We start from the raw sequence: 13,560 nt of genomic DNA, 5'->3' as shown, positions 1-13,560 counted from the left end.
AGCGCCGACTCGGCGCTTTTTTTTTATCTTTCAAACTACTCTTCGATTTCCCCTTCCTGGCGCATTTGCGCCGCCCAGCGCTGGGCTGACTCCGGGCCGGTAAAAGCTTGTGAACGCTGGAATTGATTACCCATCAGCACGAACGCGACATACTTCCCCCGCAGCTTCCAGACATCCCGATAGCCATCGACTTTCGAGGCGTGATCGGGCGGTGCCGGTTCGACACGAGGCACATAGCTGATAACGGGGCGATTGTTGTGTTGACGCAGCGGTTTCATAAGCGGAAAAGCACCAGAACGGAAATCAAAGTCAGTAAAAACCTATCATAGCCGATTGTGGTTGCCACCGTCGCGCCCTGTGTGCGAAATCATGCCTGCCCCAGTGAGATGAATCGGAATTACGCCTGTGATGGCCGGAGAGAAGCACACTGTGTTCTATAGTTAACAGGTTTTGACGCAATGTTTGACGCAACAACGACCCTTTTCTAAAAACGAAAACAGGAGACGAGTGCAATGTCGAAAAGAAACAATAAAAACCCACCGCATCAATCCCCGGTACACGATGTCACCGAATCCCAGCCCGGACTGGACTCCCTTGCCCCTGACGACAATTCACATCGTTCCAGTCCGCATCCAACGGCACCTGGCGAAGAGCCCACTGCACCGGGCAGCCTGAAAGCACCCGATATCGGCAATGAAAAACTTCATGCTTTGGAGACCTTTCGTAAGGGCGGCGACGATGTGCCGCTGACCACCAATCAGGGACTGCGCATTGCCGATGATCAAAACTCCCTTCGCGCCGGAGCGCGTGGCCCGACGCTGCTGGAAGATTTCATCCTGCGTGAAAAAATCACCCATTTTGATCACGAGCGCATTCCTGAACGCATCGTGCACGCCAGAGGTTCCGCGGCGCACGGCTATTTTCAGGCCTACAAAGACCTGAGTGAACTGACCAAAGCCAGCTTTCTGGGCGATGCTGATAAAATCACCCCTGTCTTCGTGCGCTTCTCCACGGTTCAGGGCGGCGCAGGCTCAGCGGATACGGTGCGTGATATTCGCGGATTCGCGACAAAATTCTATACCGACGAAGGGAATTTCGACCTGGTAGGCAACAATACGCCGGTATTTTTCATCCAGGATGCGATGAAGTTTCCGGATTTCGTTCACGCGGTAAAACCCGAACCGCACTGGGCCATTCCGCAGGGCGGTAGCGCCCACGACACCTTTTGGGATTACGTTTCCCTGCAGCCTGAAACGCTGCACAACGTGATGTGGGCAATGTCAGACCGTGGTCTGCCGCGCAGCTATCGCACCATGGAAGGCTTCGGCATTCACACCTTCCGGCTGGTCAACGCTGAAGGGAAATCCACGTTTGTGCGTTTCCACTGGAAACCCGTGGCGGGCAAAGCGTCGATGGTCTGGGATGAGTCGCAAAAACTGACGGGTCGTGACCCCGATTTCCACCGTCGTGAACTGTGGGAAGCGATTGAAGCCGGAGATTATCCAGAATATGAACTGGGCCTACAGCTGATCCCCGAAGAAGACGAGTTTACATTCGACTTTGACCTGCTCGACCCGACCAAACTTATTCCCGAGGCACTGGTCCCGGTACAGCTGGTAGGGAAAATGGTACTGAACCGTAACCCCGATAACTTCTTTGCCGAGAACGAACAGGTCGCGTTCCATCCGGGGCATATCGTGCCGGGCATTGATTTCAGTAATGACCCGCTGTTGCAGGGGCGACTGTTTTCCTACACCGATACGCAAATCAGCCGCCTCGGCGGGCCAAATTTCCATGAAATTCCAATTAACCGCCCTGCCTGCCCGTATCACAATTTCCAGCGTGACGGCATGCATCGGATGGATATCGACACTAATCCGGCGAACTACGAGCCCAACTCCATCAACGATAACTGGCCGCGAGAAACCCCACCCGGCCCGCATCGCGGTGGTTTTGAGTCTCATCACGCCCGGGTCGACGGCGATAAAATTCGTGAGCGCAGCCCTTCGTTCGGCGAATATTATGCACATCCGCGTCTGTTCTGGAACAGCCAGACGGCGGTTGAGCAGCAGCATATCGTCAGTGCCTTTAGCTTTGAGCTGAGCAAAGTTGCCCGAGCGTATATCCGCGAGCGGGTGGTTGATCAGCTGGCCCACATCGATCATCAGCTGGCGAATGCCGTGGCCGATAACTTAGGAATTACACTGACTAAAGAGCAACGAAACATTGCCCCGCCAGCCGCCATCAACGGGATTAGCAAAGACCCGACGTTAAGTCTGTACGCTATTCCGAGCGGCGGTGTGAAAGGCCGCGTGGTGGCCGTTCTGTTGAGCGATAAACCGGTGGCAAAAGAGGTGCTGGTGCTACTGAAGGCACTTAAGGCACAGGGCGTACACGCTAAGCTGCTTTACTCTCGGATGGGTGAAGTCATCGCCGATGATGGTTCGGTGTTGCCGGTGGCAGCAACTTTTGCAGGCTCCCCTTCGCTGACGGTCGATGCAGTGATTGTACCTGGCGGGGATATTGCCAGTCTGGAAAAACAGGGTGATGCCCGGTATTACCTGCTCGAAGCGTATAAACACCTGAAGCCGATCCTGCTGTCCGGGGATGCGCGTCAGTTCAAAACGCTGTTACAGGTAAGCGAGAAAGGTGAGGAAGGTTTAATTGAAGGTGACAGTGTCACGGATAAATTAATGAAATCTCTGCTGACCCATCTCGCTGCGCATCGCGTGTGGTCGCGGGCAAGTAAAATCCCGTCCATTCCAGCGTAATCTACTGGGTTATGTGCAAAAAAAATGCCGGGTGCGACTGCGCCCGGCCTAACCCCTAACACGGTGCCCAGGGAAAATCAGGCACCAACAGTGACATTCTTAAACGTCGCGGTAAGTCCCGAGACGGTAGCCGCGCTCAGCGACGGCATATTTCAGTGACGGCGACGTCAATACGTCGAGTTCCGCCAAACGTGGGTAGCAATAGGCGCTGCCCATAATCGTGTTGTCCACAAACGCCGGATGGCACATCACTTCGACGGACTTTTCCCCTGCCCGTGCGGAGGTTCCCAGCGTTTGCAGGAACAGCTCTTCGGTGATGGCATCGCCATAAAACTCAACCGCAAGCCCGGCGCTGCTGCGCACGCCCAAATCATCCAGCCCGTGCAATCTTTGCAGGTTACGGTCGATACGCATCGCCACGCCTTTCGCTTTGGCAAATGCCGCCACAATCGGGAAAATCTGCGGGATCATATGCACATGGTGATGGCTGTCGATGTGCGTTGGTTCGCAGCCGAACAGGTCGACAAAGCGGTGATACTGGCAGTCCAGTTCACGGGCAATCTCTTCCAGCGGCAGCGTGTCTTCTTCCGCCATCTGCCAGATCCATTTGCCCAGCCTGCCCTCACGCGTCAAGCCTGGCATTGCGGACAGCGGCATTCCAAGGGTGAGAGCAAAATGCATCCCCACTGCCAGCTCCGGTAAACAGCAGCTCATCTGAGCCGCATGTTCAATGGCCGCGCCGTTCACCAGCGCGGTAGTGGACGTTACCAGCCCGTTTTTACAGGCGTCGACAATGCCGTAGTTTTGCCCTTTGCTCAGACCAAAGTCATCGGCATTGACGATTAGCACACGTTCCATCTGCAACTCCTTTTACTGCTTGAGGGTTTTCACCGTTTCGGCAAAATTCGGCAGCCACTTTTCATGGGCGAGGATAAGCTCGCGGGCCAGCACTTCTGCATCTTTGTCGGAATGAATCAACGGACTGAGGTTCAGCGCCAGCAGAACATCATTAAACTCACCACTCAGTGCCGCGTGGCTGGCCGCGACTTCGAAGCCTTTAATGGTGTGAATCAACCCCAGCACTTTATCATCGAAATGGGTCAGTCGCGGATGCGGTTTCGCGCCATCGCGACCCAGAATACAGGTCATTTCGACCGCCCAGTCCGCCGGGATATTATCCACGTGACCGTAGTGCGGAACATTGACGTAATGCTCAGCCTGCTTGTCATTGTAGATAGCATTAATCACTTCGCACGCGGCGTCGGAGTAGTACGCCCCACCGCGTTGCTCCAGTTCCTTCGGCTTGATATTGAGGTCAGGATCTTTGTATAGCTCGAACAGCTGTTTCTCGACCTTCTGCACCACCTGTGCACGCGCACCGCCCTTGTAATACTCGCCCATTTCGATGGCCAGCATCTCTTTCTGCTTGAAGTAATACAGCAGATAAGAACACGGCAGCAGGTTCAAGGAACGAATCAGGCCTTCGCTGAACGGCATATCGAAGATGTTTTTCACGGTATTGGCGGTCAGTTTACCGGAGGCTACGCCGTCCAGCAGTTCGGCAAAGCGGGATTCGCCGTTCACGATAACGTCGCGAATGAACACCATGTGGTTCAGGCCGAACAGGTCAATTGACAGATCGTCTTTATCGGTGAGGTTCAGCACATCGGTGATGAACATTTTCATACCGATTGGAATGTTACACACACCAATAAAGCGTTTGAAGTCGGTGTGACGATAAACGGCTTCGGTCACCATGCCAGCCGGGTTAGTGAAGTTAATCACCCACGCGTCCGGGCAGATTTCCTGCACATCTTTGATGATATCAAACACCACCGGAATGGTGCGTAGACCTTTGAACAGGCCGCCTGCGCCGTTAGTTTCCTGACCGAGATAACCGTGGCTCAGTGGAATACGTTCGTCTTTTTCGCGGGCTTTCAGCTGGCCAACGCGCAGCTGAGTGGTAACAAAGTTCGCGTCTTTCAGCGCTTCACGGCGGTTCAGGGTTTTGTGTACCGTCATTGGCACACCCGCTTTCTGCACCATGCGTTCGCACAGGGCATGGATGATATCGAGCTTTTCCTGCCCTTCTTCTACGTCCACCAGCCACAGCTCGGTCACCGGTAATTCAGCATAACGCTTGATGAACCCTTCCAGTAATTCCGGGGTATAGCTGCTACCGCCGCCGATAGTAACGACTTTTAATTTCTGGCTCATAACTTTCTCCCTCGTGATCCGCAAACGGCGTGTGGCTGACTCTCCACGTGACGCGCGGATAGCTAAACGAATTCGGTGCATGCGGTGAACCGCACTGCGTTAATTAATTACGGTGAGCTGTTTTCGATAATTACTTGGTGTAAATGAGGTCAGCTTTTTGAAGGTCTTAATAAACAGACTCGGACTGCTGTAACCTGATTCATACGCAATATCGGTCACCGAATAATTGGTAATTTCCAATTGCTTCATGGCGAAGTTGATGCGGATATCATTAATTATCTGCATCGGCGTCTTACTGTAAAAGCGTTGCGTTGCCCGGGTCAGATATTCCTGCGACTTACCGGATAGCGCGACCATATTTTCCAGCGCACCTTCACCAAATTTATGTTTATCGTGCATCTCTTCTACGGTTGTTTTTAACCACTGAGGAATCACATCCTGAGCCTGCTCCTCACGGAAATGGCGCAGACGATTAATCACATAGAACGAGACCACTTCAATAAACTCATCAAATTCACTTTCGCGGAAATTGAGTGAGGCAATAACCGACTCTATATAGCTGAGAAAGGTACTTTTAACCGAGTAGACCTGTGAGGCCACCAAAAAACTGGGTAACAGCGGCTGATAATGCTCTTCAAAGAAACGTTTGCTGATGCCGACGTTCAGGATGCGGGTCGCGCCGAACTCATAAAAGCTCTGGTGGTAAGACCCCATCGGGATGAAGACAAAATCCCCGCGCTCCAGCATCACCCGTTTGCCATTGATTTCCTGGTAATAGCGCCCGGTTAAAACGAGGGTAAACTCGTAGTAGTCGTGCTGGTGTAAGCCGCTGATACTTTCCGTTTTATTGTAGATGAAGACGTGAAAATTCTTACCGTTAAACAGCTGTTGTTCAAACGCGGTACTGATTTCCAGGGTCGTCATCTTTGGTTGCCTCATCGTGGTATCTGCCCGTTATTGTACCTTCTCGTGAAGCTCAATCAATTCGGCAACCAGCTCACGGGCCAGCATTGAGGTCATAAGATGATCCTGCGCATGTACCAGCACCAGGCTGACCTTCATTTTGCCTTCGCCTTCATCGCTTTCGATGAGCTGCGTTTGCACGCGGTGCGCTTCACTCAGCGCGACGCGGGATTGTTCCATTGTGGCTTTTGCCGTCGTGAAATCGCCCTGCTTGGCCTGTTTCAACGCGGTGTACGCCAGGCTGCGCGCCTGTCCGGAGTTAATAATAAGCCCCATCACCACTTCTTCGAGGTCGTTCACTTCAACCTCATCTGCCACGATTTTATCCAGATCGAACATAGCTATTCCCTCTTTACGTCTGGCGGTACGGGGATGTCCCCGTACCGCGTTACATCAGAATTTCAGTGCGTTAGCGATATCTTCTTCGCTCTCTTCCTGCTCAATAACGGCCTGTGCTTTGTTGGAGACCGCCACGAACGGCAGGTACACCACCACCGACACCCCGAGGTTAAACAGCGCTACACATAGCGCCGCTACACTACCGTTACTGTTGAAGAAAGCCCCCAGGCCGGTCGGCATAGTCCACGGTGCCAGGTTGGTTACCGGTGGGATGATACCCATCGAGTACGCCAGCAGTGTGATAGCGGCCAGAATCGGCTGAACCAGCACGAACGGAATAAACATCACCGGGTTCATGATGATCGGCAGACCAAACAGAATCGGTTCGTTAATCTGGAAGATGCCCGATGGCAGCGCCAGTTTCGCGACCTGACGATGGTCAGCACGACGTGAACCGATAAAGATGGCGATAATCAGACCCAGCGTCGCACCGGACCCCCCTAGCAGGATGTAGGAGTCGAGCATCGGCTTGGCCCAGAAGTGGAACTCTTTCCCGGCAGCGATAGCCGCTTCGACAGAGCCGTACTGCTGGTACAACGCGATGTTTTCCAGCGCCCATGGGGTCATGATGCCGTTGTCCAGCGCGGTGAGTGCCAGTGAACCGTGTACACCAAAGAACCACAGCAGTGAGTTAAAGATAACGTATGCCCAGCCCACGACGCTGCCCATTGACGCCAGAGGTTTGGAGATGGAGTCGAGGATAATCTGGTGGAAGTTGCTGCCATGGGTGGCCAGCGCCCAGGAGATAACACCGAACACGGTCAGGATAAGGAAGCCAGGGATCAGCGCCGAGAAAGAGCGGGAAACCGAGGTCGGTACGCTATCCGGCAGCGTAATCACCCAGTTACGGCGTATGACGAAGGTAAACATCTCCGCCACAATCAAGCCTATGACCATGCCCGAGATAATATTTTGCCCACCTAACCAGTTAGCCCCCACCGCATAGGCTTCGCCCACGCTATAAGGGGTGACGGTCATAAAGGCCGCGACGGATAACAGGCCCGCCGCCAGGGGATCAACCTTGCGTTCTTCAGCCAGCGCCATACCAATGAAAAAAGGCGCCATCAGCGACATAATGCCCAACGTACCGTTGTACACGTTGCCGCCGATGGCTTTAAAACCATTCAGGGTCTCAATGGTGGAAGCGTCTAACCGAATGCCCATAGAATAGAAAAACGAGCCTTCGCCAAAACTTAAAAAGACGTTATTAATTAAAACGAACATGGCCCCTGCGAGGGTCAACGGCATCAGTTTAATAAAACCGTTTTTAATCGCATTAATATGCGGCTGCTTTCCTATTTTTACAGCAAAAGGAAGGAGTACCTTTTCAAGAGAGCTAATAAATTTACTCATAGAAAATACCCTTAAAGGCCGCAATAAAGTATTGCGGCGATTGTGTGTGAAATTACTCTTTGACGGGAAAATTAAAATAAATCAAAAATTACTATGCTGATGCTTTCTTAATCGCCGCAACAGCAGCTTTCAGTACACCTAAACCATCTATCTTGCCATACAACACTGAATCAATAACTTCTACCGGCTTATTCGGCAGCAGACGCTGAATTTCCGGCAGCATATAAGCGATTTGCGGGCCGAGTAATACGACATCGGCGTTAACACCTTTTTCACCCGCGAGGGTTTCAGGGAAAGCTTCGATAACAACCGGCACTTCGTACTTCTCAGCCTGTGCGCGCATTTTCGACACCAACAGAGAGGTGGACATGCCCGCAGAACAGAATAAGTAGATATGTTTCTTTTCCATACTCGCTTCCTCAATAGGTATTTACTGACCGCCGCCGGGTTATTCATCCCGAATTCAACGAGGCGGGCTTATGACGGTAACGAATTGTTACTTTGTGTTAGTGAGGTGAGTATACGGCATCGCAGAGGAGCAGGATAATTCCTGGTAGACCTAAATTGTCTCTCATTGACCTTCGGTTATGACTACCCTCACATTTTGGCCAAATAATTCGCGCAATTAAATAAGCGGTATCAGGCAATAAAAAGCCCGACCAGTTGGTCGGGCTTGCTCAGAACTAAGCTAAATGTGTGAGTTGATTACTTCGCAGTCTGTGGGTCAGTGTCATACTCTGCACAGGTCTGATAGCCAGAATTGATCACATGACCGGTGTCATCCAACGCGACGAAATATGTTTGAGCTTTACCATCACGTTGACCCAGGATGTAAGTCTGGCAGGTACCACGCGCATGAGCCATGGTAATTTCAGAAGAAGGCTTACCGGCAACCTGCAAAACCTGATCGCGGCTCATGCCTTTTTTAACGTCTTTCACCACCGGCTGGGTGAACTGGTCTTGCGTACGATCGTACGCGGTACAACCCGCCAACATGGTCAGTACTGCTGCTGCACCTAAGATTCCCGCTACATTCTTGTTCATACATCGTCCTCTTTTTTTTACTCAACATAATTCGAGTTGTTGGCAGGCGGCAAACCTGTCAATCCCCAAGAGCATAGAAAACTATGTGACTGGGGCGCACAGATGCAGCCAACGCACCAACAACTTGAAGTATGACGAGTTATCAGTGTGTTATAAGCCTGGAATAAATAGTGCTAATTATCAACCCAAGAGGCAAACTGACTTAACTTTCAGATAAATCTAGTAATAAAGCGATATCTTGCTGAATTGCGACATTTTACGGCATTCAAAAATGTGATCCTTGTCGTTTTCTCAGCAAAGAGGTAGCTTTAGCAGATAGAAGACAACCTTTTATGGGAGGGGTAAATGGCTCTGCAACAAGAGATTATTAAGGCGCTCGGCGTTCAGCCGCAGGTCAACAGCGAAGCAGAAATTCGCCGTAGCGTGGAATTTCTGAAGTCGTATCTCACCACCTTGCCGTTTATTAAGTCACTGGTGTTGGGGATCAGCGGTGGTCAGGACTCCACGCTCACCGGCAAACTGTGCCAGATGGCTATCAGTGAACTGCGCAAAGAAAACGGTGACGACAGCCTGGAATTTATCGCCGTACGCCTGCCGTTTGGCGTTCAGGCCGATGAACAGGATTGCCAGGATGCAATCGCGTTTATCCAGCCGGATCGCGTGCTTACGGTCAACATCAAGGGCGCGGTACTGGCGAGTGAACAAGCGCTGCGTGAAGCGGGTATTGAGCTTAGCGACTTCGTGCGCGGCAATGAAAAAGCCCGCGAGCGCATGAAAGCACAGTACAGCATTGCCGGAATGACCAAAGGTGTGGTGGTCGGCACCGATCATGCGGCCGAAGCGGTGACCGGGTTCTTCACCAAATACGGTGACGGCGGCACCGACATCAACCCGATTTTCCGACTCAACAAACGCCAGGGCAAGCAGCTGTTAGCCACTCTCGGCTGCCCGGAGCATTTGTATCAGAAAGCCCCAACCGCCGACCTGGAAGATGATCGCCCTTCTCTGCCGGACGAAGCAGCACTTGGCGTCACCTATGAAAACATTGACGATTATCTTGAAGGTAAGCCTGTCGATGCCGCCACTGCCCGCATCATCGAAGGCTGGTACCTGAAAACTGAACACAAACGTCGTCCTCCGATCACCGTTTTCGACGATTTCTGGAAGCGTTAATAACTCACCATTGCCGGGTAACTCTCGTTTACCCGGCAACCCTCTGCTGATTTTTTCACCTTTTTCATCCTGCGCGACGCTGCTATACTGTTCGGATAAACAGTATCAGGAGTCAATGTGGTCAGGCGTCAATCCGCCCCGCGTCTTGAATTTGAAGCGGCGGCAATCTACGAATATCCCGAACATCTGCGTCCGTCGCTGGAAGCACTGCCTTCCCTGCCCGGCGTATACACCTTTCATGGCGAAAGCGACACGCTGCCGCTGTACATCGGTAAAAGCATCAACCTGAGAAGCCGGATTCTCTCGCACCTGCGTACGCCAGACGAAGCCGCCATGCTGCGCCAGTCACGGCGCATCAGCTGGGTGCGTACGGCGGGCGAAGTAGGCGCCCTCCTGCTCGAAGCGAAACTGATCAAAGAGCAGCAGCCGCTGTTCAACAAGCGTCTGCGCCGCAATCGTCAGCTGTGCTCGCTGCTGTTATACGACACGCAGCCGCAGGTGGTTTACGCCAAAGAGATTGACTTTGCCCATCAGCCGGGTCTGTACGGCTTATTTGCTAATCGCCGGGCGGCGCTTCAGGCGCTGCAAACGCTCGCCGATGAGCACCAACTGTGTTACGGATTACTGGGTCTGGAAACCCTCACTCGCGGGCGCGGATGTTTTCGCTCAGCGTTGAAACGCTGCGCCGGGGCATGTTGTGGGAAAGAGAGCGTGGAAGCGCACCTCCAGCGTTTGCGAGCTGCGCTGGCAAAACTGCAGCTGATTTGCTGGCCCTGGCAAGGGTCGATCGCGCTGAAAGAAGATGCGGCAGATATGACCGAATATCACATCATCCACAACTGGCTGTGGCTCGGTTCGGTATCCAGCCTCTCTGCCGCCGACGCGCTGCGCCGATTACCTGCCGGGTTCGATCACGACGGTTATAAAATTCTCTGCAAGCCGCTGTTAACCGGCCAGGCTGAGATCATCGACCTGGCTGACCGCCGTTAGCGGCCACGCCGGATTCCAGCTGATGGCGCTGTAAAGGATTTTGCCTTCGTCTTTCAGCAGGCGAATAGTGTGATGTTCGTCCTGCCAGTACGCGCCCTGCTCGGCGGTCAGCAGTTTGTCCCCCAATTGCCACGCGCCGCTCAGCACCAGCACCATGCCACCGCGCGCGCCAAAAGTGGTAAACGTCCGGTCAGCGACGCGCACTTTGGCCTGGCAGCGTTCGCGTCGGGTCATGATATTAAGATCCATCGACATCTGCCCTTCAGAAAGCTGCGCCCGCACCGTTTGCTCCCCGGAGAAACGGAACGGCTGGAAACGCTTTAAGGTGTGATGGAAGGCATTCCCGCCGTCGAGCGTCACTTCGCCGCCTTCGAGCAGCGTTATCACCCTGTCCACGCCGGGAAATGCTGAAAACTCACCGCTGCCCGCAATCGACGCGATACTGGCGCGCCAGTTGAAATCACGGGTGGCAGGTGGAAAACAGCAAAGCTCACGGGTTTCACCCGCGCCATTTTTCCACAGACTGACTGGCATCTTGCGGATATCAAAGTATTCCATCATCACTCCTGAAGAACGACTCAGGCTGCTACGGCGGCAGCCATGCTTATTATCTTTTTTTCACCACACACGGAGTATCGGCAGAAGGCATGAAGAGCCTTAGCGGCTTTATGCACTTATTGCTATGAATGACCAGTAACGGTCTGATATCCGGGAAGAAAGAGTCAACGGGCGTGCCATGAGAATACCGGGAATGTGACAACTGGCAAGGGGGCAATAAAGAAAAACCGCCGGTCCTGCCCACCGCCTGTAATGGGCGTGTGGGCAAGACCGGCGGTCTTTAAGTCAGCTCGGCTGGAATTACTCAGCAGATGACTGCATCTTACCTTCTGGCGCGTGATGTTCTGTCAGACGCTTCTCAAAATTGGCATTAAATTGCTTTTTCTGTTCCGGGGTCAGGATGTTGTAGATCTTGTTCTGCGTTTCCATACGGGAAACCGCCATGTCTTTGTGCTGGGCTTCCATTTTGGTCACCATCTCTTCGGCTTTCGCTTTATCGAAGGAGTCGCTGGCAATCAGGTTATGCATGGCACGACGTTCGTCGAGGGACGGACGCTGCATTTTGCCGCGCTGCTCTTTCATGATGTCGCGGATCTGTTGTTTCTGCGCGTCGGTCAGGTTCAGGCCTTTAAACATCATGTCGTGATGCATGCCCGGCTTGCCTTTATGGTGCATCATCGGCGCGCTTTCAGTGGTGGTGGTCGTTGTCGTGTCTGCGGCGTGAGCCAGGTTAGCAGCGCCCAGAGCCAGGGTAGAAGCGATAATCAGAGCAGTTGTCATCTTTTTCATAATATGTTCCTTACTTTCAGTTATTTTTTACGGCGCATTGCCGTGTTGACGTGATTAACTTTACGGGCTTTAACGTCAATTAGTCAGAGCAAGCGTAAAACAGTGAAAGTATAAAAAGCAATTTTTCGTCAATTGTGGAGGAAATAAGGAAAAAGTGTGGAGAGTTGCAAGAGGAAATAGGTAACTGGCTGTTCTGGAAGAGATTATGAAGAAGTCTAACGCAATCTTGATTAATTAAAAAGCGGTTTATAAGAATACTCCGCAATCTCCGCGGTAAACACGTTTCGCCTAACAAATAAAAAGGCGGCGATGAAGGGAATTCATCGCCGCCGTCAATTGATTCAGGCTTCGCGTACCAGCATCAATCCGGCCCGAAGCCCGGGGGCGACGTTCGGATTGGGAAACAGCACATATTCAGTGTCATGCTTCGCCAGCCAGCGCGTATCGCCCTCTTCCGCCAGCAGCGTGCCTGCGGGGAAAGCCGTGAAGTTCAGCGTCTCAGTGGACATATGCAGCTGGAAACGATCGTCGTGGCGGGTGATTTGCTGTGCAACGCGATATTTCAGCGGCAGCGGCGCGGACGCTATCTCCCCGCCGAGCAGCTGCGCCAGCACAGTTTGCGTGGCCGCAAACTGGCTTAAATCGTTGCACCCAAACGGCAGCGCCTTACCAAGCTCAAGCGTGCAGGCAAACGCGCTAAAGCGCTCGGTGCTGTAATGGGTAAACGTTCCGCCAGGGCTTTGATGGAACACCAGCGCCTCCAGTCCTGCCGCGCCAAGCCAGTGCAGGAAGGTATCGTCCCACGGCTCTTTGCGCATCGGCAGCACGCCAAAGCGCACATGATGCGAGCCGCGAATGGCGGTGTGCATATCGAGATGCCAACGCAGGGAATCCAGCGGTTGCCAGAACTGGGACAGCGCGTGCTCGAGCCGCGCCGCGCGGGCCGTTTCCAGCGACGGCACAAACTCATGCCAGCGCCCGCCGAACATCCGGTTCATATCACTGTGCAGATAACGCTTGTTGTCCACCAGCGCCGGAGGATTCCCCAACACCAGCAACAACCGCCAGCCCAGAACAATTTCGCCCCTGAACAGGCCGTTCAGCAGCGAATCGACCATTTCTACCGGTGCGGTTTCATTGCCATGAATGCCCGCCGACAGCACCAGTGCCTGGGAACAACTCGCGAACGGCGTCAATTCCAGAATGCCACGTTCGTGCCATTGCCAGTGAAAGTGTGCCGTTTCGCCGCGCGTCTGCGCCGGATTTTCACCCGAGAGCGTCAGCGCCAGAAAGTCCTCCATCC

Annotated in this window: 14 protein-coding genes; 3 read left to right on the top strand and 11 right to left on the bottom strand. The window is 53.1% G+C overall.

Annotated elements, in window-relative coordinates; all coding sequences use genetic code 11:
* Nucleotides 1-35: 35 nt before the first annotated feature.
* Nucleotides 36-278, bottom strand: a complete 243-nt coding sequence (gene cedA, locus MUU46_RS20475) for a cell division activator CedA (RefSeq protein ID WP_110507897.1) — start codon at nucleotides 276-278, stop codon at nucleotides 36-38.
* A gap of 234 nt (nucleotides 279-512) precedes the next feature.
* Between cedA and katE the strand changes: the two genes are divergently transcribed.
* The gene (gene katE / locus MUU46_RS20470; RefSeq protein ID WP_258966514.1) at nucleotides 513-2,771 is read left to right on the top strand and encodes a catalase HPII; all 2,259 of its coding nucleotides are present in this window, start codon (nucleotides 513-515) and stop codon (nucleotides 2,769-2,771) included.
* Nucleotides 2,772-2,870: 99 nt separating this feature from the next.
* Here katE and chbG read toward each other — a convergent pair whose 3' ends face one another.
* The 7 genes from chbG to osmE all read right to left on the bottom strand — a co-directional run bounded on the left by chbG (nucleotide 2,871) and on the right by osmE (nucleotide 8,747).
* The gene (chbG, locus tag MUU46_RS20465; RefSeq protein WP_258966513.1) at nucleotides 2,871-3,629 is read right to left on the bottom strand and encodes a chitin disaccharide deacetylase; all 759 of its coding nucleotides are present in this window, start codon (nucleotides 3,627-3,629) and stop codon (nucleotides 2,871-2,873) included.
* 12 nt (nucleotides 3,630-3,641) lie between these two features.
* Nucleotides 3,642-4,988 carry a 6-phospho-beta-glucosidase gene (locus MUU46_RS20460; protein ID WP_159758780.1) on the bottom strand — a complete coding sequence of 449 codons (1,347 nt, stop codon included), beginning with the start codon at nucleotides 4,986-4,988 and terminating at the stop codon, nucleotides 3,642-3,644.
* A 99-nt stretch (nucleotides 4,989-5,087) separates the two neighbouring features.
* Nucleotides 5,088-5,912 carry a transcriptional regulator ChbR gene (gene chbR, locus MUU46_RS20455; protein WP_159758778.1) on the bottom strand — a complete coding sequence of 275 codons (825 nt, stop codon included), beginning with the start codon at nucleotides 5,910-5,912 and terminating at the stop codon, nucleotides 5,088-5,090.
* A gap of 30 nt (nucleotides 5,913-5,942) precedes the next feature.
* Nucleotides 5,943-6,290, bottom strand: coding sequence for a PTS N,N'-diacetylchitobiose transporter subunit IIA (gene chbA, locus MUU46_RS20450; RefSeq protein WP_110507892.1), 348 nt, complete (start codon nucleotides 6,288-6,290; stop codon nucleotides 5,943-5,945).
* Nucleotides 6,291-6,344: 54 nt separating this feature from the next.
* On the bottom strand, nucleotides 6,345-7,703 hold the full coding sequence (chbC, locus tag MUU46_RS20445; RefSeq protein WP_159758774.1) for a PTS N,N'-diacetylchitobiose transporter subunit IIC: 1,359 nt from the start codon (nucleotides 7,701-7,703) through the stop codon (nucleotides 6,345-6,347).
* A gap of 91 nt (nucleotides 7,704-7,794) precedes the next feature.
* Nucleotides 7,795-8,112 carry a PTS N,N'-diacetylchitobiose transporter subunit IIB gene (gene chbB / locus MUU46_RS20440; protein WP_159758772.1) on the bottom strand — a complete coding sequence of 106 codons (318 nt, stop codon included), beginning with the start codon at nucleotides 8,110-8,112 and terminating at the stop codon, nucleotides 7,795-7,797.
* 296 nt (nucleotides 8,113-8,408) lie between these two features.
* Nucleotides 8,409-8,747 carry an osmotically-inducible lipoprotein OsmE gene (gene osmE, locus MUU46_RS20435; RefSeq protein WP_159758770.1) on the bottom strand — a complete coding sequence of 113 codons (339 nt, stop codon included), beginning with the start codon at nucleotides 8,745-8,747 and terminating at the stop codon, nucleotides 8,409-8,411.
* Between the two features lie 345 nt (nucleotides 8,748-9,092).
* Between osmE and nadE the strand changes: the two genes are divergently transcribed.
* Entirely contained in the window at nucleotides 9,093-9,920 is an 828-nt protein-coding gene (gene nadE / locus MUU46_RS20430) for an NAD(+) synthase (RefSeq protein WP_258966512.1), read from the top strand.
* Nucleotides 9,921-10,037: 117 nt separating this feature from the next.
* Complete coding sequence (gene cho, locus MUU46_RS20425; protein ID WP_258966511.1) at nucleotides 10,038-10,910, top strand: excinuclease Cho; 873 nt, start codon at nucleotides 10,038-10,040, stop codon at nucleotides 10,908-10,910.
* Here the strand turns inward: cho and ves are convergent.
* The 3 genes from ves to astE all read right to left on the bottom strand — a co-directional run bounded on the left by ves (nucleotide 10,866) and on the right by astE (nucleotide 13,558).
* Nucleotides 10,866-11,468, bottom strand: a complete 603-nt coding sequence (gene ves, locus MUU46_RS20420; protein ID WP_159759286.1) for an environmental stress-induced protein Ves — start codon at nucleotides 11,466-11,468, stop codon at nucleotides 10,866-10,868. The genes cho and ves overlap by 45 nt on opposite strands.
* 300 nt (nucleotides 11,469-11,768) lie before the next feature.
* On the bottom strand, nucleotides 11,769-12,257 hold the full coding sequence (gene spy / locus MUU46_RS20415; RefSeq protein ID WP_258966510.1) for an ATP-independent periplasmic protein-refolding chaperone Spy: 489 nt from the start codon (nucleotides 12,255-12,257) through the stop codon (nucleotides 11,769-11,771).
* A 341-nt stretch (nucleotides 12,258-12,598) separates the two neighbouring features.
* Nucleotides 12,599-13,558 carry a succinylglutamate desuccinylase gene (gene astE, locus MUU46_RS20410; RefSeq protein ID WP_258966509.1) on the bottom strand — a complete coding sequence of 320 codons (960 nt, stop codon included), beginning with the start codon at nucleotides 13,556-13,558 and terminating at the stop codon, nucleotides 12,599-12,601.
* Nucleotides 13,559-13,560 lie beyond the last annotated feature (2 nt).

Origin of the sequence: Scandinavium tedordense, from assembly GCF_024764965.1 — a bacterium.
GTDB lineage: Bacteria > Pseudomonadota > Gammaproteobacteria > Enterobacterales > Enterobacteriaceae > Scandinavium > Scandinavium tedordense.
The sequence above is the reverse complement of the archived record's forward strand: the minus strand, read 5'-3'. Positions and strand labels throughout refer to the sequence as shown.